The sequence below is a fragment of the Ruegeria arenilitoris genome (genome assembly GCF_013031355.1).
Taxonomy (GTDB): domain Bacteria; phylum Pseudomonadota; class Alphaproteobacteria; order Rhodobacterales; family Rhodobacteraceae; genus Ruegeria; species Ruegeria arenilitoris_C.
Map to the genome: position 1 here is coordinate 61,644 of NZ_WPZO01000004.1, position 20,403 is coordinate 82,046.

Sequence of the window (20,403 nt, forward strand, 5' to 3'; positions counted from 1 at the left end):
TATGCTGATCGCCCTCATCGCCCGTGACAAGGACGGCGCCCTGCAAACCCGGCTGGACAACCGCGCCGCCCATCTGGCCTATATCGAGGAAACCGGTGTCGTTTCGCAGGCCGGTCCGTTGCTGAATGGTGACGCGATGATCGGCTCGTTGGTGATTCTGGAGGTTGAAGACATGGCCGCGGCCGAAATCTGGGCCGAGAATGATCCCTATGCAAAGGCTGGGCTGTTCCAGTCCGTCGACCTGATCCCGTGGAAGAAGGTCATCGGCTGATGGCATATTGGCTGTTCAAATCCGAGCCATCGACCTGGAGCTGGGACCAGCAGGTTGCCAAAGGGGATGCAGGCGAAGAATGGGACGGCGTGCGCAACTATCAGGCGCGCAATTTCATGCGGCAGATGGCGGTCAGTGATCGCGGGTTTTTCTACCATTCGCAAAAGGACAAGGCGATCGTCGGCATCGTCGAGGTCTGCGCCGAGGCCCATCCCGACAGCACCACCGATGATGACCGCTGGGAATGCGTGGATATCAAGGCGGTGCGGCCGTTCACAACGCCGGTGACGCTGGACCAGATCAAGGCGGATGAGCGTTTGGCCGATATGGTGCTGGTGAAGAACTCGCGCCTGTCGGTGCAGCCAGTTAGCGAAGCCGAATGGCAGGTGATCTGCGCGCTCGGGGATACGCAGGCGGACTGAGCAACTCGGTTACGCGGATTGCGCCGTTTTCCTGATCCAATCCAGAACCAGAGCGGCGATCTGGTCCGAGTTGTCATCCATCATCATGACATGCGTATTCCCGGTGATCCCTTCGCCGGGAAGATCGAGAAGTTGAACCGAACCGCCCTGTGATCGCAATTGATCCACATACTGATCTGCCTTCGCACGATAGGAGGTCCAGATCGCAAACTCATCGATGAAATCGCCCCAGACAAACAGATGCGGTACTTGCGCAGCCTTCCCTGTGGCTGGAGGCGCCGAGGCCGGTTCGATGACAACAACTCCTTTGAAGAACTCTGGGTGCGTTGCGGCCGCTTCCAACGCAAAATTGCCACCCTGACTGTGAGCGATCAACCAGACCGGACCAACCCGCGCAAGCGCCTGATAATAGGCATCAAGCGTCATTTCCGCATGGGTTGTCCAACGTGGCACCAGTTGAGCACCCAAAATATCCAGCGCATTCAGGGGGAATCTGATCCCGTCAAAAGGGTTTCTTGCGCTTTCCTCAGACTCATACGCACCCGCTGGCCCGAATCGGAACATGGTCCAGACGTCGTTCTGAGTACGAAACACAGGATTGTCCTTGTAGATCTGAGGATAGGGTGACCAGCTTGCCCGGCCGCGCTCGACCGCGTCACAGAGATACGTATCAAAGCCCGCGTTCAGAAAGAAGTTGTGCCATCCGGGGCGGCCGTCAGGTGTGGATTCCCATGTGGCACCTGTCATTCCACCCCCGTGCCAGAACATAAGCGGCGCATCGAATTCAGGTGCGGATTGAAGCAGATACTGAACGTAGCATTGCCCGGTGATGTAATCTCCATTCAAGTCGACCGTTCGGGCAGGTGCGTTCCGCGCTACCTGTATCTTCTGGACCGGCTGACCGGTAAGTGTCACCCGGCGCCCACCAGCAAAGAAACTTCCGGCCTCTTTGATCGATACACCCGGCTTGTCTTCGCTGGTTCGGTTCTTGAATGGCATGGAACTCTCACAAACAACTTTAAATATCGGCCAAGCCTATCTGGCGATACCGTTGATCTCAAAGCAGTTTGTGAAAAAAGGGAAGGTCCTGACGGATGCAGAACCTTCCCTACCCCCGCGTGCTCCCTACTCACCACACGCGTATGGAAATATCTGGTTCTGACCGTCCTGGTCATACTTGGACCATAGCCGGGTTTCGTCAGGCGTTTCAAATACCAAGTCTTTAAAATAAGGCTCAAATACAAAACGCCCGCCGATGGGGAGGCGGGCGTTTCATCGGAAAAACGTGTGGCTTAGGCGTAGACGGCCTCTTTGCCGAAATGCTTGGTCAGCATGTAATAGACCACGGCGCGGTATTTGTTGCGTTCGGACATGCCATAGGTTTCCAGAACCGAGTTGATCGCTTCCATCAGCTCGGGGCCCTCTGCCAAACCCAGCTTTTTGATCAGGAAGTTGTTCTTGACCGTCTCAAGCTCACCTTCCTGTGTAGCCGCCACAGTCGACGCGTCGGCGTCATAGATCGCCGGACCACAACCGATGGTAACCTTGGTCAGCAGGTCCATATCGGGGTCCATCCCGCATTTGCCTTTCAGGTCTTCCGCATATTTGGCGATCAGCTCGTCGCGTTTACCCATTGTCATCTCCTGGTTCAAAATTGGTTTCAGGCTATACCAGCGCCGTAAACACGGTAACGGGCACCAAAAATTGCACAAAGGGAAAAATTCGCTGCATTCCCCCTAAAACCGCGCGTTTGACCCTCAGTTTGATTTTCGCATGCCTTTATTTAACATTTATGTTAAACAAGGTTAACCACTTGGAATCAGGAGGTCACAATGCCCGTGTCGCTACCAAATGAAAGCCCGCAATACAGATCCGCTCGAAACGCTCTGCTGCAGGCAGAAGCCGAGCTTCGAGCAAAAGTCGAAAACGTTGCAAACCTGCGGCGCGGCTTGCCAAAAGGCGGGGAGATTCCTCAGGACTATGTATTCCGCTCAGAGCAGGGTGAGCCTGCGGCATTGTCGTCCTTGTTCGGCGCTCACGACACATTGGCAATCTATTCGCTCATGTATGGTCCGGATGCACAGGCGCCCTGCCCCATGTGCTCGGCGTTTCTGGACGGCCTGAATGGGCAAGTCGCGCATATTGCCCAAAAAATTGCCTTTGCCGTTGTGGCGCAGAACACCTCTGAAAAGTTGTCTGTCCTCAAAGCAAAGATGGGATGGACCGATCTGCCGCTGTATTCCGCGCTTGGTACGGATTATCAGCGCGACTATCTGGCCGAGAGCGAGGACGGACGCCAGTTGCCGATCCTGAACGTCTTTCAGCGCGATAAGGATGTGATCACTCACTTCTGGAGTTCTGAGCTGTTTTTCGAGCCAAGCGACTGGCATCCGCGGCATGTGGATGCGGCTTGGCCTCTGTGGAACATACTGGATTTCACACCGCAGGGCCGGGGGGATTTCATACCACCGCTGCGCTGACGGCAAAAGAAAACGGCGGCCAATCGGCCGCCGTTTCATTTCCGACATTTGCGGAAATTAGTAACGATAGTGCTCGGGCTTGTAGGGGCCTTCGGGATTCACACCGATGTATGCAGCCTGTTCATTGTCCATCTTGGTCAGCTTCACGCCGATGCGGTCCAGATGCAGGCGGGCCACTTTCTCATCCAGATGCTTGGGCAGGATGTAGACGTCGTTTTTATACTCGTCGCCTTTGGTGAACAGTTCGATCTGCGCCAGAACCTGGTTGGTGAACGAGGCCGACATCACGAAGGACGGGTGACCGGTGGCATTGCCGAGGTTCAGCAGACGGCCTTCGGACAGTAGGATGATGCGGTTGCCCGAGGGCATCTCGATCATGTCCACCTGTTCCTTGATGTTGGTCCACTTGTGGTTCTTCAGGCTGGCGACCTGAATTTCGTTGTCGAAGTGGCCGATGTTGCCGACGATGGCCATGTCCTTCATCTCGCGCATATGCTCGATGCGGATCACGTCCTTGTTGCCGGTGGTGGTGATGAAGATATCCGCCGATGCGACTTCATCTTCCAGCAGGGTGACTTCGAAGCCGTCCATCGCAGCTTGCAGGGCGCAGATCGGGTCAACTTCGGTCACTTTCACACGGGCACCAGCGCCGCGCAGCGATGCAGCCGAGCCTTTGCCCACGTCGCCGTAACCGCAGACAACGGCAACTTTACCCGCCATCATGGTGTCGGTGGCGCGGCGGATACCGTCGACCAGCGATTCCTTACAGCCGTATTTGTTGTCGAATTTCGACTTGGTGACCGAGTCGTTCACGTTGATCGCCGGGAACGGCAGGTGGCCGTCTTTTACCAGCTGATACAGGCGGTTCACACCGGTGGTGGTTTCTTCGGACACGCCTTGAATCTGGTCGCGCATTTTGGTGAACCAGCCCGGGGATGCCGCCATTCGCTTGGCGATCTGCTTCTTGATCACCTCTTCCTCTTCCGAACCCGGAACGGGGATGATGTCCTCACCGGCTTCGGCGCGTGCGCCGAGCAGGATGTACAGCGTTGCGTCGCCGCCATCGTCCAGGATCATGTTCGGGCCTTCGTCGAACAGGAAGGACTTGTCCAGGTAATCCCAATGCTCTTCCAGCGTCTGGCCCTTGATGGCGAAGACAGGAATACCAGCCTCGGCAATCGCGGCAGCCGCGTGGTCCTGGGTCGAGAAAATGTTGCACGACGCCCAGCGCACATCGGCGCCCAGCGCGACCAGCGTTTCGATCAGAACAGCAGTCTGGATTGTCATGTGCAGCGAACCGACGATCCGCGCGCCTTTCAGCGGCTTTGCCTCACCATATTCTGCGCGCAGGGACATCAGGCCCGGCATCTCGGTTTCGGCAATGTCCAGCTCTTTGCGGCCGAACCCGGCCAATGAAATGTCTTTGACGATATAGTCCCCGGCCATCAGGTGCTCCATTGAGGTAAATCACGTTCGGGCTGCCCCTAGCATTCCTTGGGGCAGGTGGCAACGCGAATGGCCGGAAACGGGGTTTTCCGCCGCTCAAATCAGCTGGGTTGACCCTTTAGCTTAATCTTTGGGATCGCTTCAAAAAAATCTGTGCCAACGGCGACAATACAACTGATGCCGTTCGCCTGGGTCACCAGAACCGTGTAGCTTCCGGTTTCCTTCGAGGTCCAGACCTCCATGATCGTTTGCGCGCCGCGCGTTTTCTGCAATCCGCCAAAGACCAGCTCTTCCGAATAGCTGTCCTGCAGCTTGGCGATCACGTGCTCGCGCTGCGCACAACTTTGGGCAAATGCGGGTGGGGCAGTGGCGGCCATTCCAAAGGCCAGGGTAATTCCAAACAGTCGCTTAAACATAGCTAGCTCCTTTCGATACGAGTTACGTTCCGAGAGGGGCACACCAGGAGGAGCATGCACCCCCCTCAGCACAAATGTCGGTATCACCACGCGCCAATTCAAAGCACGGCTGGTCAAGAAAAAGTTGGCAGCTGGTGATCTCGACAGGTACATCATAGCACAAAAACGCGAAATTTACGTGTCCCACTTCACAAGGCATGGCATTATGGCAACACAAGCACGAGCATGGCAGCGGATGTTGTCGGGGCGCAGGCTGGACCTGCTGGACCCGACCCCTGTAGACATCGAAATCGAAGATATCGCCCACGGACTGGCCTTTGTGGCCCGCTGGAACGGCCAAACCGCTGGGGATTTTGCTTATTCCGTGGCCGAACATTCCCTGCTGGTCGAAGAGCTTTTTGGCCGGATTGCGCCAAAAGCACCGGTGAAATGGCGTCTCGCGGCTTTGTTACATGATGCGCCGGAATATGTGATCGGAGATATGATCTCGCCGGTCAAATCTGCCGTCGGCCCCGATTACGGCGCGCTGGATGACCGGTTGGCGGCAGCGATCCACATCCGCTTTGGCCTGCCCGCCGCAGTGCCGAAAACGGTGAAACGACAGATCAAAAAGGCCGACAAGATCAGCGCCTGGATGGAGGCCACCCAGATTGCGGGGTTTTCCGAGTCTGAGGCCACCAAGTTCTTTGGCCGCCCGGACAAAGCGGTGATGGAGGGGTTGGAGATCGTTCTACGACCACCGGTTGAGGTACGGCGGGCGTATATGGACCGACATGCTTTCTTGTTAGAAAAGGCCTAAAGTCAAAAATGAAGCTGAGTCAGCTCGCTATGAATGTTTAGGCACTCCTTTCTAGCGTTGAAAACAACTCATCAATTAACTCGTCATCAACGCCTCTTTGTTCCTCGGAACAATTGTATGACGCTACAAGCATAGAGTTACCGCTTCTGAAAAACCAAACTCTCCAGAAACTGTGGTCACTTGTATAAGCTGCGCAGACGCCTTTTACGCTTCCGTTGCTTACTTGATCATGTCCGATTTTCTGCCCCGCAAAATCTTGCAGAAACTCTATCAAATCTTCTTCAGTAACTGGACTATCTTTGTAGTAAACGGACAGCGTAATTGACCCTGTTCCATCATTTTTCTCCAAAGAGACGATACGGTCACTTTCATCCGCAACGATGAAAACGTTTCCGAGATCCAACGACCAGTTATCTAGACTGAGCATTTTTGTCACAAGCGCTATTTGCGCGGGTCACCGCGGACTGCGTTTCGCCAAAATCCGCTGCAAGGTCCGGCGGTGCATATTCAGGCGACGAGCAGTCTCGGAAACATTCCGGTCACACAGTTCATAGACCCGCTGGATATGTTCCCAGCGCACGCGGTCCGCGCTCATGGGGTTTTCCGGCGGCGGGGGCAGTTCGTCGCCCTTGGCCAGCAATGCGCTGGTGATGTCGGTGGCGTCGGCGGGTTTGGACAGATAATCGGTCGCACCGATCTTGACGGCGGCCACGGCGGTGGCAATTGCACCATATCCGGTCAGAACGACAACCCGACTGTCGGGGCGTTTTTCGCGCAGCACTTCAACCACATCCAGACCGTTGCCATCCTCAAGCCGCAGATCGACCACGGCATAGGCAGGCGGGCGGGCGGTGGAGATGGCGCGGCCTGCGGCGACGGAGCCTGCGGTTTCAACCTCGAACCCGCGTTTTTCCATGGCCTTGGCCAGTCGCCTCAGAAACGGCTCGTCGTCATCCACCAGAAGCAGGGATTTATCGGGGCCGATATCGAGGTCTGAGCTGTCCGCCATATTCTGTTCTTTCCGCTATTTCACGCCTTTGGCTTAAACATGAGTAATAGCAGCGCCATTCCAAAGGTCAAACGCATCAGAGCTTGTCCAGAAAACACCCGACCTTGTCGGCCATCTGTTCCGCCGTGTCATCACGATTGAAAAACTCAAGAAAGCCATGCTCGGGCGTTACCAGATAGGTAAAGGTGGAATGGTCGACCAGATAGAACTCGTCGCTTTTGTCATGCGCCCGGTAATAGGTCTTGTAAGCCTGGCTGGCGGCCTTGACCTGCTCGGGCGAGCCAGTCAGCGCGATGGTCTTGCCGCCAAGGTTGAAGGCAAAGTCGTCCACCACCTGCGGCGTGTCCCGGTCGGGATCGATCGAGATGAACAGCGGCGTCACCGACTGGCCGCGCTCGGCCAGGATATCCACCGCCTCGGCATTGCGGGACATGTCAAACGGGCAGACATCAGGGCAGAAGGTGTAGCCGAAGTAAACCAGCGTCGGTTCGGTGATCACATCCTTGTCGGTGACCGTCTCACCCTTGCCGTTGACCAGCTCGAACGGGCCGCCGATTGCAGCTGTACCACCCGCGATCTGGGCCGACCGGCATTGTGCGAACTGATCGTCCGATCCCGCCCCCCGCGTCAGCAGCCACATGGCGCCCAGACCGACGGCCAGAACAACGGTTGCAAGGATAGCGTAAAGACGGATCATGACATCAATCCTGACATGAGGGGTTGTTGATCGTTTCCGCCGGGACACCTATCAAGATGATCAGCCGATGCAACAGGACAAAATGGACCGATGGCAAATTCCAACATCACATTATGGCGCAGTCAGGAACGCAGCAGCTGGATCCGGCTTCGCACGCTGATCCTGCTGCGCTGGGTGGCCATCATCGGTCAGTTCACGGCGATCACGGTAGCACAGCAGTATTTTCAGGTGCAGCTGGAGCTGGCGCTGTGCTATCTGGCCATTGGCGTTTCGGTCATGGGCAACATGACCGCAATCCTGCTGTTTCCGAAAAACAAGCGCCTGACCGAGTTCGAGAACTTCCTGATGGTGCTGTTCGACCTGTTGCAGCTGGCGATCCTGCTGTACCTGACCGGCGGCCTGAACAACCCCTTTGCACTGCTTTTGCTGGGTCCTGTAACGATTTCAGCCAACGTTATGAGCACCCGTTCGACCGTGATTGTGGGGGCGGTGGCGATTGCGTTGACCTCTTTGCTGGTCGAATTTCACCTGCCGCTGCGTACCGAGGCGGGGCAGATGCTGGAAATCCCCGGTATGCTGCTGTTCGGCAATTGGGCAGCGGTGGTGATCGCCATCGTCTTTATCGGCGCCTATTCTCACCGCGTCAGTTCCGAAGTCCAGTCGATGTCCGAGGCGCTCTCGGCGACGCATATGGCGCTGGCCCGGGAACAGAAGCTGACCGATCTGGGCGGTGTGGTTGCAGCTGCTGCGCATGAGCTGGGCACGCCACTGGCCACCATCAAACTGACCAGTTCCGAACTGATCGAGGAACTGGACGACCGCCCCGACCTGAAAGAAGACGCCGCCCTGATCCGTGAACAGGCCAACCGCTGCCGCGATATCCTGCGCGATATGGGCCGGGCCGGAAAAGACGATCTGCATCTGCGTCAGGCCCCCCTGTCCACCGTGGTACATGAGGCCGCCGAGCCGCACCTTCATCGGGGCAAGACCGTTCATTTTGCCGAAGGCCCGGCGGGGGACGGCGATGTGCAGCAACCGTCGATCCTGCGCAAGCCCGAGATCATTCACGGGTTGCGCAACCTGATCCAGAACGCGGTGGATTTTGCCCGTGCCAATGTCTGGGTCGAGGCCGAATGGACCTCGGATCAGATCACCGTCAACATCATGGATGACGGGCGCGGTTACCCGTCACAGATGATCGGCCGGATCGGCGACCCTTTCATGCGCCGTCGCCGGGCCGAGAAAGAACAAAGTACCCGCCCGGAATATGAGGGCATGGGTCTGGGCCTGTTCATCGCCAAGACCCTGCTGGAACGCAGCGGGGCTGAGTTGGATTTTGCCAACGGCTCGGACCCTTACCAAACCCTCTGCGACAACCCCGAACGCAGGGGTGCGATTGTAAAGGTGTCGTGGCCGCGCAATCTGGTGGATGCCCAGACCGGCGATACCCCTGTGCCATCTGGTGAGAACCAGCAGATCCAGGTCTGAATTAAGACCCCGTTAACCATTTGTACGCATAGTCCTTCCGGTATCAATTCCGGAGAGCGCATGGTCGACTGGATCATTCTGGCTGCGATCAGCCTGGTATCCGCCAGCCTGGCGGTGCAATGGCTATTGCCCCGCCGCCGGCAGAGGGGCGACAATTTCGGCTTGTCTGCACCCGCATCGCTGTATGATGCGGTGTTTCTGTTCGACGGCAACCGCCTGATCAGCCATTCCGACATCGCGCTTGAAGGGTTCGAAGCCGTCCGCGACTGGCCCGACCTGCGCCGCCTGCTGCAGCGGGATTTTCCCAGCTTGCCAGAAACACCCGACCATATCCGCCGTCAGGGCACGCTGGTCATTCCCGCCATCGACTGTACCGTCGAACGGGACATCCTGTGCGAGTGGATTGACGGCATCGTCCGCGTTCAACTGCGCGACAGCGCCGAACGCCCCACCCCGGTCCAGCGCGACGCGCAGGATCCGATCCGTCTGGCGATGGAACAAGCTCCATACCCCGTCTGGCTGCTGGATCATCAAGGCAATGTCCGCTGGTGCAATGCCGCTTATGTCGCATTGGTCAGAAAGGTCCGTGGTCCGGATACCGATCTGACCGCGCCGCTGTTTCCCGGGGCGGACGGCGATGCACGGTTGGGCGCAAAAACCCGCATCTCGATCTCGACCGAGGGTAGTGAGAACAAGCTGTGGTTCGACCTGACGCTGGTCGATCACCCCGAAGGTCACCTGTGTTATGCGGTTGATATCAATGCCATTGTTGCCGCCGAAACCGCCCAGCGCAAATTCGTTCAGACCATGACCAAGACCTTTGCCCAGCTGTCCATCGGGCTGGCGATCTTCGACCGCAACCGTCAGTTGGCGCTGTTCAACCCGGCCCTGATCGACCTGACCACCCTGCCCCCGGATTTCCTCAGTTGCCGCCCCAGCCTGTCCAGTTTTTTCGACCGGCTGCGCGATCAGCACATGATGCCGGAACCCAAGAATTACCGCAGCTGGCGCAGCCAGATGAACGACCTTCTCGAGGCTGCCGAGGACGGGAATTATCAGGAAACCTGGTCACTGCCGTCGGGGTCTGTCTATTCGGTCAGCGGGCGCCCGCATCCTGACGGGGCGGTGGCGTTCCTGTTCGAAGACATTACCGCCGAGATTACCCTGACCCGCAGGTTCCGCTCGGAAATGGACCTGATGCAATCGGTTCTGGACAAGCTGGCCGATGCAATCGCGGTGTTCGGCGATGACGGAACGCTGGCCTTCACCAACCGCGCCTATCAAGAACTGTGGGGAACCTCTGATGAGACCGGATTCGAACCGGATTCCGTGCTGGACGTGACCCGCAGCTGGCAGGACCAATGTGCCGCCACACCGCTGCTGGGTGAGGTTCGCGATTTTGTCGAGATGCGCGACAACCGAGCCGAATGGTCTGGAGACATACGTATGCGCAACGGCACCGATCTGACCTGTGTCGTCAGCCCGATGCAGAACGGCGCAACCATAGTCCGGTTCGTGGTGGACGAGCTTGCGACATCACAGCCAATCCGCCAAATCAGCGCCTGAACCGGGTTGCAGCCGACAGGGCCTGAGGTCATTGTGGCGCCATGACGTTGCACCCTCGTTCAATCACCCTGACTTCGCCCGAAGAAACAGCCCAGTTCGCCGCCCAATTGGGGGCGGATTTGCGTCCGGGAGACGTGGTGCTGCTTGAAGGTGAGATCGGCAGTGGCAAGACCCATTTCGCCCGCAGCCTGATCCAATCCCTGATGACTGTGCCCGAGGATGTGCCCTCGCCCACCTACACGCTGGTACAGGCTTATGACACCGCGGCGGGCGAGATTTGGCATTGCGATCTCTACCGGCTGAGCGCCGTGGAAGAGATTGAGGAACTGGGCCTGACCGAGGCGTTCGACACAGCCATCTGCCTGATCGAATGGCCCGACAAACTGGGCCCGCTGACTCCTGAAACCGCCCTGAAACTGAGCTTTGAAACAGATCCTAATACGATGGAAAACCGTCATCTGACCCTGTCTTGGTCCGATCCGAAATGGCCCCAAAAACTGGAGAGCGCCGAATGACTAACAGGGCCGTGCTGGCCGAGGCGCTGATAGCACAAACACCGTGGGCCAACGCAAGGCGTGCGCCACTGGCCGGGGATGCCTCGAACCGTCGATACGAACGTCTGACCGATCCCGAAACCGGCCGAACCGTCGTGCTGATGGATTCCCCTCCGGGCAAAGCCGAACCGGTCGAGGACTTTGTGCGCATGGCGAACCACCTGCGGTCCATCGGCCTGAGCGCGCCCGAGATTTACGCCGAGGACACGGAATTCGGCTTTCTGTTGCTGGAAGATCTGGGCGACGACCTGTTTGCTTGCATTCTGAAGCAAGACCCAAAGATGGAGCGGCAGCTATACGAGGCCGCTACCGATGTTCTGATCACACTGCACCAGGCCCCCACCCTGTCTCTGCCCTCATACGGCCCGGCACTGATGACAGAGCTGGCCGCGCTCTCCTTCACCAAATACGCACAGGCGGTTTTGGGTCAGCACGACACGGACGCGCGGGAACAATTCGAACACCGGTTTTCGGACATTCTGCATCAGGAAACCTCGGGGACCAAAGTGGTGATCCAGCGCGACTACCACGCCGAGAACATGATCTGGCTGCCGGACCGTGACGGTGTGAAACGGGTGGGCCTGTTGGATTTTCAGACCGCCATGCTGGGCCATCCGGCCTATGACCTTGTGTCGATGCTACAGGACGTCCGCCGCGACGTGGCCCCGGGGACCGAGATGCGGATGATCAACCGCTATCTCACCGCAACAGGCGTGAACGATCATGACTTCCGCACCGCCTACGCCGTGCTGGGGGCGCAAAGAAACCTGCGGATTCTGGGCGTGTTTGCCCGTCTGGCGACGGAATACGGCAAACCTCAGTATGTTGATCTGATCCCGGCCACATGGGCGCATCTGATGCGCGATCTGGACCATCCTGCGCTGGCCACCGTGGCCGACCTGCTGCGTACAGCCCTGCCCGCGCCAACACCGGAAAATCTGGACAGGCTCAGACAGACATGACCCGACATCCCGAAGCCGTGATGCTGTTTGCCGCCGGGTTTGGCACCCGCATGGGCGCGTTGACCAAGGATCGGCCGAAACCTCTGATCGAGGTCGCGGGCCGTCCCCTGATCGATCACGCGCTGGATCTGGTGGCCGATCTCGGCCCGGATCGCGTGGTGGCCAACCTGCACTATCTGCCCGATCAGCTTGAGGCACATCTGGCCCCCAAAGGCGTGCTTCTGTCCCGCGAAGAGCATGAGATTCTGGAAACGGGCGGCGGGCTGCGGGCCGCTTTGCCCCTGCTGGGGCCGGACCCAGTTTACACTCTGAACACCGATGCGATCTGGGCCGGGCCGAACCCTTTGACCATGTTGCGCGATGCGTGGAACCCTGACCGGATGGACGCGTTGCTGATGTGCATTCCGACCAACCAGACCATCGGCCACACCGGCACGGGAGATTTCACCGCCGATGCCGAAGGCCGGATCACCCGTGGACCCGGCCTGGTTTATGGCGGGGCGCAGATCCTTAAAACAGACCGGTTGATGTCCATTCCGGACAAGGCATTCTCGCTGAATCTGATTTGGGATCAAATGCATAGTCAGGGCCGTCTGTTCGCTGCCACCTATCCCGGCCGCTGGTGCGATGTGGGCCGCCCGGAGGGGATCGCCCTGGCCGAAGGGCTGATCGCGGATGTTTAAACCCAGCGCCACACCCCGCGTCTTTGCCGTTCCGCCTGGATCGGATTTCCCCAAAGCGCTTGTGGATGGGCTGCGACAGCGCAGCGCCGAACACCCGCCCGAGGCCTTGGCACGGGTGCAACTTGTCGTGAACACCCGCCGCATGGCGCGCCGCGTGCGCGATCTGTTCGATCAGGGTCCGGCCTGCCTGCTGCCGCGGCTTTCGCTGGTCACCGACCTTGGGGAAAGCGTCGATCTGGCGCAAATTCCACCCGCCATCCCGGCCCTACGACGCAGGTTGGAACTGACGCAACTGGTCGCCAAGCTATTGGAGCAACAGCCTGATCTGGCCGCACGGTCCTCGCTGTTTGATCTCTCCGACAGTTTGGCCGCGCTGATTGACGAGATGCAGGGCGAAGGTGTTTCCCCAGATGCGATCCGCCAACTGGATGTCAGCGATATGTCCGGCCATTGGGCCCGCGCGCAGGCCTTTATCGGGATCGCCGATCACTTCATCGACTCCGGCCCGGATGCGCTGGACGCGCAGGCGCGGCAACGGCGGGTGGTGGAAAACCTGATCGACCGCTGGCAAGTGGCGCCACCGCAGCATCCGGTGATCCTTGCAGGGTCAACCGGATCGCGCGGCACGACCCTGATGCTGATGGAGGCCGTCGCCCGCTTACCCCAAGGGGCGCTGATCCTGCCCGGCTACGATTTCGATCAACCGGATCATGTCTGGCGCGGGTTGGACGAGGCACTGACCTCGGAAGATCACCCGCAATACCGGTTCCGCAAGCTGATGACGCGGCTTGACATGCAACCCGGTCAAATCGCGCCTTGGACTGATGTACCCGCCCCCTCACCTGCGCGTAACAGACTGATTTCACTGGCCCTACGCCCTGCACCGATCACCGATGCCTGGATGTCCGAAGGCCCTCAACTGACCGATCTGGACGGTTCCACGCAAGACCTCACACTGGTCGAGGCGCAGTCCCCACGGGCCGAGGCGCTGGCCATCGCTTTGCGGCTGCGCGAGGCCGCCGAAACCGGCCAGACCGCCGCGCTGATCACCCCCGACCGGATGCTGACCCGTCAAGTCAGCGCCGCGCTGGATCGCTGGAACATCCTGCCCGATGACAGTGCCGGCCTGCCACTGCAGCTGTCACCTCCGGGACGGTTTCTGCGCCATGTGGCTAGCCTGTTTGCCCGGCGGCTGGAAGGTGAGGCGCTGCTGACCCTGTTGAAACACCCGCTTTGCCACGGGGGCGGCGATCGCGGCGCGCATCTGCTGCATAGTCGCGATCTGGAACTGGATTTGCGACGGCATGGCCCTCCGTTCCCCGACAGTGCCAGCCTGACCGCGTTTGCCATCCGCAAAGAAGTACCCGAAGGCTGGATGCGATGGCTCACCGCTCATTTCTGCGACCAGCATATATCGGGTGAGCTACCTTTGACGAATTGGGTGGCGCGCCTACGTGCTTTGGCCGAGGCGATTTCAGCCGGTAGTGAGGGCGAATTCGGACCGCTGTGGGAGAAGAACGCGGGCCAAAAGGCATTGAAGGTTCTGACCGCACTGGAGGATGAGGCCGTACATGGCGGCCCGATGACCGCCCACGACTTCGCCGACCTGCTGGGGGCTTTGCTGGCCGGTGCGGAGGTCCGCGACCGCGACGCGCCGCATCCGCACATCATGATCTGGGGCACGCTCGAGGCACGTGTGCAGGGGGCCGATCTGCTGATCCTTGGCGGTCTGAACGAAGGCAGCTGGCCCGAGGCCGCCGCGCCGGACCCCTGGCTGAATCGTCAGATGCGCGACAAGGCCGGGCTGTTGCTGCCCGAACGCCGCATTGGCCTGTCGGCCCATGATTTCCAACAAGCCGTCGGCGCGCCCGAGGTCTGGCTGACCCGCGCCACCCGGTCGGACGATGCCGAAACCGTGCCTTCGCGCTGGCTGAACCGGATGACCAACCTGTTGCAGGGCTTGCCGGGGCAGGGTGGTCGGGCTGCTTTGTCGGCGATGCGCGCCCGGGGTCAGACATATTTGCGTTGGTCCGAACAGCTCGAGGCCGCACCGCGGATCGATCCGGCCCCGCGCCCGTCCCCCCGCCCGCCGATCACCGCGCGCCCGCGCCGTCTGAGTGTCACCGAAATCAAGCGTCTGATCCGTGATCCCTATGCGATATACGCCAAGCATGTGCTGCGGCTGCGGCCTCTGGATCCTTTGGTGCAGGCCCCGGATGCCTTGCTGCGTGGGATCGTCATCCACGAAATCCTCGAACATTTCGTCAAGGACAGCGTGTTGGACAATGCTTTGCTGACGCGCGAAAATTTCCTGAAACGGGCCGAGACCCTGCTGGATCAGCATGTCGCCTGGCCGACGGCCCGCAAGTTGTGGCTGGCCCGCCTGGAACGGATTGCCGACGATTTCCTGACCGCCGAAACCGCCCGACGCGGGGACGGAGGGCCGGTGGCCTTCGAGGCGGCGATGAAACTGGTGCTGAGCCCTCTGGATTTCACCATCGCGGGACGGGCGGACCGGATCGACCACAACAGTCGCGGCGCGCTGCGGATTGTGGACTACAAGACCGGTGCCCCTCCGACCGAAAGTCAGCAGGCTAAGTTCGACAAACAGCTGCTGATCGAGGCGGCGATGGCCGAGCAGGGCGCCGTCGAAGGCATAGACCCGCTGCCGGTGGCTGAGGCTGTCTTTATCGGCATGGGTGGCAGCTACAAAGAGGTCGCAGCCCCCTTGGCCAAGGAACCGCCCGACAAGGTTCTGGCCGAGCTAAAAGAGCTTGTTTCGGCTTATTTAGAGCCTGATCAGGGCTTCACATCGCGCCGGATGCTGCACAAGGACACCGATATTGGCGACTATGACCATCTGGCCCGCTTCGGCGAATGGGACCGCACCGATGAGACCGATCCCGAGGTGCTGAAATGAACGCCCGCAACGACGCGACCGAGCGGCAGGTGCAGGCTGCACGGCCCGATGCCTCAACTTGGCTGGCGGCCAATGCAGGGTCAGGCAAGACGCGGGTTCTGACCGACCGTGTGGCGCGGTTGCTGCTGGGCGGTGTGCAACCGCAGCACATCCTCTGCCTGACCTACACAAAAGCCGCCGCCAGCGAGATGCAGAACCGCCTGTTCAAACGGTTGGGTGAGTGGGCGATGTTGGGCGACGACGCGCTGTTGGCCCAACTGACCGATTTGGGCGTGCCCGGGGTGATCGACCCGGACCGGCTGGCACAGGCGCGCACCCTGTTTGCCCGCGCCATTGAGACGCCAGGCGGGCTGAAAATCCAGACGATCCACTCATTCTGCGCCTCATTGCTGCGGCGGTTTCCGCTGGAGGCCGGGGTCAGTCCGCAATTCTCCGAGATGGAAGACCGTGCTGCAGCTTTGTTGCGTGAAGAGATTGTCGAGGATTTCGCCGAAGGCCCGAAGGCCGCGCTGATCGAAGATGTGGCGCGATTTGTTACTGATACCGGTTTTGAGAACCTGACGGCTGCGATCACCCACAAACGCAACCTGTTTGCCCAATCGCTGGGTTGGTCCGATCTGTTGCTCCGCTTCGACTTGCCAGAGGGGTTTGACGAAGACGCGCTGCAAGCCCGCGTTTTCATGGGTGGTGAGGTTGAGCTGATCCGCTCGATCCTGCCTGCGCTAACCGAAAGTGGCGGCAACAACGCCAAAGCGGCCGCCAAACTGTCGGCCTTCACCGAGGTTCGGATTGGTAGCCTGCCTGTACTGGAAAGCGTGTTTCTGACAGGGAAATCCGCAAAGGAACCCTTTGCGGCCAAGATCAACAGCTTCCCCACCAAGGCCCTGCGCGAAGGCGCGTTGGCCGCGCAGATGCCTCTTCTGGAATCCTTCATGCTGCGCATTGAGGCCGCGCGCGAGCAGAGGTTGGCGCTGGTTGCGGCGCGCAAGACGCATGTGCTGCACCGCTTTGCGGCCGCCTTCCTACCGGAATACGAACGCCGCAAGCAGTTGCGCGGCTGGTTGGATTTCGACGATCTGATCCTGCGCGCGCGGCAAGTGTTGAACGACCCAGCAGTGGCGGAATGGGTTTTGTACCGGTTGGACGGTGGTATCGACCACATTCTGGTCGATGAGGCTCAGGACACCAGCCCCGACCAATGGGACGTGGTCGAGAAACTGGCGCAGGAATTCACTAGCGGGGAAGGGGCCCGATCCGGGGTTGAACGCACGATTTTCGTGGTCGGCGACAAGAAGCAGTCGATCTATTCCTTCCAGGGCGCCGACCCGCAGGCCTTTGACCGGATGCAGCAAGAGTTTGGACGCAGATTGGCGGAATCAGGCTCTAAACTGTGGGATTCGACGCTGGAATACTCGTTCCGGTCCTCCAGTGCGATCTTGTCATTGGTCGATATCCTGTTCGAAAACCGGGCTGAGGCCGGGTTTCACAAAGACAGCCTGCACCGTGCCTTCAAGGCGGACCTGCCCGGTCGGGTCGATCTGTGGCCGGTGGTTGAAAAGGTCGACGAAGACGATGATGGCGACTGGACCGATCCGGTTGATCGCCCCGGCGCGCGGCATCACACCGTCATTCTGGCCGAGAAGGTGGCTCAGTCTATCAAGGACATGATCGACCGCGGAGAGACGATCCCCGAGGATGGCAACACGCCCGGCACATTCGTGCGCCGCAAGGTGCAACCGGGGGATTTCCTGATCCTCGTGCAGCGCCGATCCGATCTGTTTGCCGAGATCATCCGCGCGTGCAAGGCCCTGCGCCTGCCCATTGCCGGGGCCGACCGGCTGAAAGTGGGTGCGGAACTGGCGGTGAAAGACCTGGCCGCGCTGCTCAGCTTTCTGGCCACGCCGGAGGACAGCCTGTCGCTGGCGACTGTGCTGAAATCCCCTCTGTTTGGTTGGAACGAACAACAGCTCTTTGATCTGGCGCACAGACGGCAGGAACAATTCCTGTGGGCGGCTCTGCGCAGTCGGGCTGAGGAGTTCCCGGAAACGCTGGACGTTCTCAACGATCTGCGCGGTCAGATCGACTTTCTGCGCCCCTACGACCTGATCGAACGGATTCTCACCCGCCACGACGGGCGGCGCAAACTGCTGGGCCGTCTGGGGGCCGAGGCCGAAGATGGAATCAACGCGCTGCTGTCGCAGGCGCTGGCCTATGAACGTACTGATATCCCCAGCCTGACAGGCTTCCTAGTGTGGATGCAGACCGACGATCTGGAAATCAAACGGCAGATGAGCGGCGTCGGAAACATGATCCGCGTGATGACGGTGCATGGCTCTAAGGGCCTTGAGGCGCCGATCGTGATCCTCCCCGATACCGGCAAACGACAGGCCCCGCGTGACGCCGAGATCATGGTGGGTGAGGGCACGCCGCTGTGGAAAGTCCCGGCGGATGCGTCACCAGCCCTGATCACACAAGCGCGGGCCGAGGCCCGGGCGCGGGAAGAGAATGAACGGCTGCGCCTGCTTTATGTGGCTCTAACACGGGCCGAAAAGTGGTTGATCGTAGGTGCGGCGGGGGATGTCGGTAAGGACGGAACCAGCTGGTATCAGATGGTTGAAGCCGCGATGGCGCGGGCAGGGGCCACGCAACTGCCGGAGTCAGACACGTTGCGCCTGTCCCATGCCGATTGGGATACGCTGCCGATTGTCGAACATGCAGAACCCGAAATTACCCATACGCCGCTGCCGGATCAGTTCCTGAGCCCCGCAACGACACCGGACCCCGCGCCGGAAACGATCAGCCCGTCCGATCTGGGTGGAGCCAAAGCCTTGCCCGGTGATTCTGGTCAGGATGAAGAGGCCGCCAAGCTGCGCGGCACGCGCCTGCACCTGCTGCTGGAACATCTGCCGTCGATTGCGCAGGAAAAATGGCCGCAGCTCTGCGCTCGGGTTGTGCCCGATATGCAGGATGCGGAGCGGCAGGAGTTGTTGACCGAGGCGCAAAATGTGCTGACGGCAGAACATCTGCAAGCGGTATTCGCGGACGATGCGCTGGCCGAGGTTCCGGTCACCGCCGAGCTGAACGGGCGGCGAATGCACGGGGTGATCGACCGGCTGATCGTGACCAAGAGCGGTGTGCAGGTGATTGATTTCAAATCAAATGCCACGGTTCCCAACAGCCCTGCGACCTGCCCCGAAGGCCTGTTGCGGCAGATGGGAGCTTACGCGCAGGCCCTGGCCCAAATTTATCCGGATCGCGAAATCCGCACGGCGATCCTGTGGACCCGCACGGCCGAGCTTATGTGGTTGCCACACGATCTTGTGACGGATGCGCTGGCCGACACCCAGATATCTTGACCTCGGACAGCGGCGACCCTACGTTCTGTTCCCGAGTTTACCCCATTCAGGAGACATAAAATGTCGACCGTAGCCGTAACCGACGATACCTTTGACGCCGAAGTCAAGAATTCCGACATCCCCGTTGTTGTCGATTTCTGGGCCGAATGGTGTGGCCCCTGTAAGCAGATTGGCCCCGCTCTGGAAGAGCTGGCCGCTGAATACGGTGACAAGATCAAAATCGCCAAGGTGGACGTGGACAGCAACCCGAACGCAGCCGCAGCCATGGGCGTGCGCGGCATCCCGGCGCTGTTCATCTTCAAGGACGGTCAGGTTGTCTCGAACCGCGCTGGTGCGGCTCCGAAGGCGGCACTGCAAAGCTGGATCGAAGAATCCATCTGATCCAAGCGTATTCTGATCAACGGGCATCGCTGTGCGGTGCCCGTTTTTTATTGCCTATGTCGCGCTCGACCTTGGACCGATCCATTCCTGCGGCAATTTGAAAACCGGTCCGTTCGGCCTGTGCCGCCGGTCCAGAGGATGAGGGAACCGGGTCGCCGGGACCATCTGTTTCACGCGATCACGCCGCACAAAGGTGGCCTCGATCACGCGGGGAAAGGTTTCACCTTCGATATCCACCGTACCGGATGCGTTATTCGGGTGGATATGGGCGCAGACAAAACCGTCACTCAGCGCCGCCAACGCAGGATAGGCCCGCTGGAACGCAGCCGGCTTCATCAGGATCGACGGTATGCGGTGAAGTTCCAGCACCACGATGCGAAACCGGTTCAGAAGCGCGGCGGGCAGGGTGGACAGAACCGGATACTCGGCCGCTTCGATGTCCATCTGCAGGATCATGTCGCCTTCGGACGGCGCATATTCTGCCATCCAATCCTCAAGCGAGATCACGTCCGAACCCGTTTTGGCGGCCAGATGCTTCTTGACGAAAACCGCACCCGGAACGTTCAGCATCGGCTCGTCAACCGAACCATCGGCCATAAATGACGGAATCCCGTGTTTCGCCAGATCCATTTCAAAACTGGATTGCAGGGAAACGCCCGGTGAAAAGCAGGCTACGATATCATCAAGATCGTTGGGCAGAAGGTAGCCGCCATCGCCAAAATCACCCACGCGGACAAGTTTGTACCCAAGATCATGGGGTCTGATGACCTCGGCAAGAAATGCCCGCCTATCAGCCGTTGTCATGTCAGGTCCAGGCGTGGTCAGCATGTGGGCTCCGCCGAAGGTAATTTCTGTGTGGTTCCATTGTCTTGTCATGTGCGGATACGGATTTCCAGCATTGATTGGCTTCGGAACAAGCCGGAAAGCACACTCGATCTGATCAGTTGCCAGCC

The 20,403-nt window shown here is 59.6% G+C and carries 19 protein-coding genes and 1 pseudogene; 12 read left to right on the plus strand and 8 right to left on the minus strand.

The genetic code is table 11. The annotated features are described in order from the left end of the window. Window position 1: 1 nt before the first annotated feature. Both GOX63_RS11295 and GOX63_RS11300 read left to right on the plus strand, forming a co-directional pair. Complete coding sequence (locus GOX63_RS11295; RefSeq protein ID WP_170326081.1) at window positions 2–271, plus strand: YciI family protein; 270 nt, start codon at window positions 2–4, stop codon at window positions 269–271. Next, window positions 271–693, plus strand: a complete 423-nt coding sequence (locus GOX63_RS11300; RefSeq protein ID WP_170326082.1) for an EVE domain-containing protein — start codon at window positions 271–273, stop codon at window positions 691–693. Before GOX63_RS11295 ends, GOX63_RS11300 begins: the two co-directional genes overlap by 1 nt. A 9-nt stretch (window positions 694–702) precedes the next feature. Here the strand turns inward: GOX63_RS11300 and GOX63_RS11305 are convergent, their stop codons facing one another. Beyond that, entirely contained in the window at window positions 703–1,692 is a 990-nt protein-coding gene (locus GOX63_RS11305; RefSeq protein WP_170326083.1) for an alpha/beta fold hydrolase, read from the minus strand. Between the two features lie 293 nt (window positions 1,693–1,985). Then, window positions 1,986–2,327: a DUF2853 family protein gene (locus GOX63_RS11310; RefSeq protein WP_170326084.1), complete on the minus strand. Its 342-nt coding sequence runs from the start codon at window positions 2,325–2,327 to the stop codon at window positions 1,986–1,988. Between the two features lie 198 nt (window positions 2,328–2,525). Between GOX63_RS11310 and GOX63_RS11315 the strand changes: the two genes are divergently transcribed. Beyond that, the gene (locus tag GOX63_RS11315) at window positions 2,526–3,173 is read left to right on the plus strand and encodes a DUF899 family protein (RefSeq protein WP_170326085.1); all 648 of its coding nucleotides are present in this window, start codon (window positions 2,526–2,528) and stop codon (window positions 3,171–3,173) included. A 57-nt stretch (window positions 3,174–3,230) separates the two neighbouring features. Here GOX63_RS11315 and ahcY read toward each other — a convergent pair whose 3' ends face one another. Continuing rightward, window positions 3,231–4,619, minus strand: coding sequence for an adenosylhomocysteinase (gene ahcY, locus GOX63_RS11320; RefSeq protein WP_170326086.1), 1,389 nt, complete (start codon window positions 4,617–4,619; stop codon window positions 3,231–3,233). 101 nt (window positions 4,620–4,720) lie between these two features. Then, window positions 4,721–5,035, minus strand: a complete 315-nt coding sequence (locus GOX63_RS11325) for a hypothetical protein (protein WP_170326087.1) — start codon at window positions 5,033–5,035, stop codon at window positions 4,721–4,723. A 205-nt stretch (window positions 5,036–5,240) separates the two neighbouring features. On the opposite strand from GOX63_RS11325, the gene GOX63_RS11330 reads away from it, so the two are divergent. Beyond that, window positions 5,241–5,834: an HD domain-containing protein gene (locus tag GOX63_RS11330; RefSeq protein ID WP_170326088.1), complete on the plus strand. Its 594-nt coding sequence runs from the start codon at window positions 5,241–5,243 to the stop codon at window positions 5,832–5,834. A 37-nt stretch (window positions 5,835–5,871) separates the two neighbouring features. On the opposite strand, the gene GOX63_RS11335 is transcribed toward GOX63_RS11330, so the two are convergent. The 3 genes from GOX63_RS11335 to GOX63_RS11345 form a co-directional block, all read right to left on the minus strand. Continuing rightward, complete coding sequence (locus GOX63_RS11335) at window positions 5,872–6,261, minus strand: hypothetical protein (RefSeq protein ID WP_170326089.1); 390 nt, start codon at window positions 6,259–6,261, stop codon at window positions 5,872–5,874. Between the two features lie 27 nt (window positions 6,262–6,288). Further along, entirely contained in the window at window positions 6,289–6,843 is a 555-nt protein-coding gene (locus GOX63_RS11340) for an ActR/PrrA/RegA family redox response regulator transcription factor (RefSeq protein ID WP_058283361.1), read from the minus strand. A gap of 76 nt (window positions 6,844–6,919) precedes the next feature. Beyond that, on the minus strand, window positions 6,920–7,540 hold the full coding sequence (locus tag GOX63_RS11345; protein ID WP_170326090.1) for an SCO family protein: 621 nt from the start codon (window positions 7,538–7,540) through the stop codon (window positions 6,920–6,922). Window positions 7,541–7,630: 90 nt separating this feature from the next. On the opposite strand from GOX63_RS11345, the gene regB reads away from it, so the two are divergent. The 8 genes and pseudogenes from regB to trxA form a co-directional block, all read left to right on the plus strand. Next, window positions 7,631–9,028 (plus strand): sensor histidine kinase RegB, encoded by a 1,398-nt coding sequence (gene regB / locus GOX63_RS11350; RefSeq protein WP_170326091.1) that lies wholly within the window; start codon window positions 7,631–7,633, stop codon window positions 9,026–9,028. A 60-nt stretch (window positions 9,029–9,088) separates the two neighbouring features. Continuing rightward, window positions 9,089–10,594, plus strand: a complete 1,506-nt coding sequence (locus GOX63_RS11355; protein ID WP_170326092.1) for a PAS-domain containing protein — start codon at window positions 9,089–9,091, stop codon at window positions 10,592–10,594. A 41-nt stretch (window positions 10,595–10,635) separates the two neighbouring features. Further along, on the plus strand, window positions 10,636–11,109 hold the full coding sequence (gene tsaE, locus GOX63_RS11360) for a tRNA (adenosine(37)-N6)-threonylcarbamoyltransferase complex ATPase subunit type 1 TsaE (protein ID WP_170326093.1): 474 nt from the start codon (window positions 10,636–10,638) through the stop codon (window positions 11,107–11,109). Then, window positions 11,106–12,110 carry an aminoglycoside phosphotransferase family protein gene (locus tag GOX63_RS11365; RefSeq protein WP_170326094.1) on the plus strand — a complete coding sequence of 335 codons (1,005 nt, stop codon included), beginning with the start codon at window positions 11,106–11,108 and terminating at the stop codon, window positions 12,108–12,110. Before tsaE ends, GOX63_RS11365 begins: the two co-directional genes overlap by 4 nt. Then, complete coding sequence (locus GOX63_RS11370) at window positions 12,107–12,793, plus strand: nucleotidyltransferase family protein (RefSeq protein ID WP_170326095.1); 687 nt, start codon at window positions 12,107–12,109, stop codon at window positions 12,791–12,793. The genes GOX63_RS11365 and GOX63_RS11370 overlap by 4 nt, the downstream gene beginning before the upstream one ends. Beyond that, the gene (gene addB, locus GOX63_RS11375; protein WP_170326096.1) at window positions 12,786–15,713 is read left to right on the plus strand and encodes a double-strand break repair protein AddB; all 2,928 of its coding nucleotides are present in this window, start codon (window positions 12,786–12,788) and stop codon (window positions 15,711–15,713) included. Before GOX63_RS11370 ends, addB begins: the two co-directional genes overlap by 8 nt. Then, window positions 15,710–19,069, plus strand: a complete 3,360-nt coding sequence (gene addA / locus GOX63_RS11380; protein ID WP_170545763.1) for a double-strand break repair helicase AddA — start codon at window positions 15,710–15,712, stop codon at window positions 19,067–19,069. The genes addB and addA overlap by 4 nt, the downstream gene beginning before the upstream one ends. Before the next feature lie 42 nt (window positions 19,070–19,111). Beyond that, window positions 19,112–19,450, plus strand: a pseudogene (gene trxA, locus GOX63_RS11385) (thioredoxin); the annotation flags it as partial. Window positions 19,451–19,504: 54 nt separating this feature from the next. Here trxA and GOX63_RS11390 read toward each other — a convergent pair. Then, the gene (locus GOX63_RS11390; protein ID WP_170326099.1) at window positions 19,505–20,278 is read right to left on the minus strand and encodes a hypothetical protein; all 774 of its coding nucleotides are present in this window, start codon (window positions 20,276–20,278) and stop codon (window positions 19,505–19,507) included. Window positions 20,279–20,403 lie beyond the last annotated feature (125 nt).

Bases quoted from the DNA above. Each gene is read 5' to 3' on its own strand.
- GOX63_RS11295 (WP_170326081.1), top strand. From the start codon at position 2: ATGCTGATCGCCCTCATCGCCCGTGACAAGGACGGCGCCCTGCAAACC.
- GOX63_RS11300 (WP_170326082.1), top strand. From the start codon at position 271: ATGGCATATTGGCTGTTCAAATCCGAGCCATCGACCTGGAGCTGGGAC.
- GOX63_RS11305 (WP_170326083.1), bottom strand. From the start codon at position 1,692: ATGCCATTCAAGAACCGAACCAGCGAAGACAAGCCGGGTGTATCGATC.
- GOX63_RS11310 (WP_170326084.1), bottom strand. From the start codon at position 2,327: ATGGGTAAACGCGACGAGCTGATCGCCAAATATGCGGAAGACCTGAAA.
- GOX63_RS11315 (WP_170326085.1), top strand. From the start codon at position 2,526: ATGCCCGTGTCGCTACCAAATGAAAGCCCGCAATACAGATCCGCTCGA.
- ahcY (WP_170326086.1), bottom strand. From the start codon at position 4,619: ATGGCCGGGGACTATATCGTCAAAGACATTTCATTGGCCGGGTTCGGC.
- GOX63_RS11325 (WP_170326087.1), bottom strand. From the start codon at position 5,035: ATGTTTAAGCGACTGTTTGGAATTACCCTGGCCTTTGGAATGGCCGCC.
- GOX63_RS11330 (WP_170326088.1), top strand. From the start codon at position 5,241: ATGGCAACACAAGCACGAGCATGGCAGCGGATGTTGTCGGGGCGCAGG.
- GOX63_RS11335 (WP_170326089.1), bottom strand. From the start codon at position 6,261: ATGCTCAGTCTAGATAACTGGTCGTTGGATCTCGGAAACGTTTTCATC.
- GOX63_RS11340 (WP_058283361.1), bottom strand. From the start codon at position 6,843: ATGGCGGACAGCTCAGACCTCGATATCGGCCCCGATAAATCCCTGCTT.
- GOX63_RS11345 (WP_170326090.1), bottom strand. From the start codon at position 7,540: ATGATCCGTCTTTACGCTATCCTTGCAACCGTTGTTCTGGCCGTCGGT.
- regB (WP_170326091.1), top strand. From the start codon at position 7,631: ATGGCAAATTCCAACATCACATTATGGCGCAGTCAGGAACGCAGCAGC.
- GOX63_RS11355 (WP_170326092.1), top strand. From the start codon at position 9,089: ATGGTCGACTGGATCATTCTGGCTGCGATCAGCCTGGTATCCGCCAGC.
- tsaE (WP_170326093.1), top strand. From the start codon at position 10,636: ATGACGTTGCACCCTCGTTCAATCACCCTGACTTCGCCCGAAGAAACA.
- GOX63_RS11365 (WP_170326094.1), top strand. From the start codon at position 11,106: ATGACTAACAGGGCCGTGCTGGCCGAGGCGCTGATAGCACAAACACCG.
- GOX63_RS11370 (WP_170326095.1), top strand. From the start codon at position 12,107: ATGACCCGACATCCCGAAGCCGTGATGCTGTTTGCCGCCGGGTTTGGC.
- addB (WP_170326096.1), top strand. From the start codon at position 12,786: ATGTTTAAACCCAGCGCCACACCCCGCGTCTTTGCCGTTCCGCCTGGA.
- addA (WP_170545763.1), top strand. From the start codon at position 15,710: ATGAACGCCCGCAACGACGCGACCGAGCGGCAGGTGCAGGCTGCACGG.
- GOX63_RS11390 (WP_170326099.1), bottom strand. From the start codon at position 20,278: ATGCTGACCACGCCTGGACCTGACATGACAACGGCTGATAGGCGGGCA.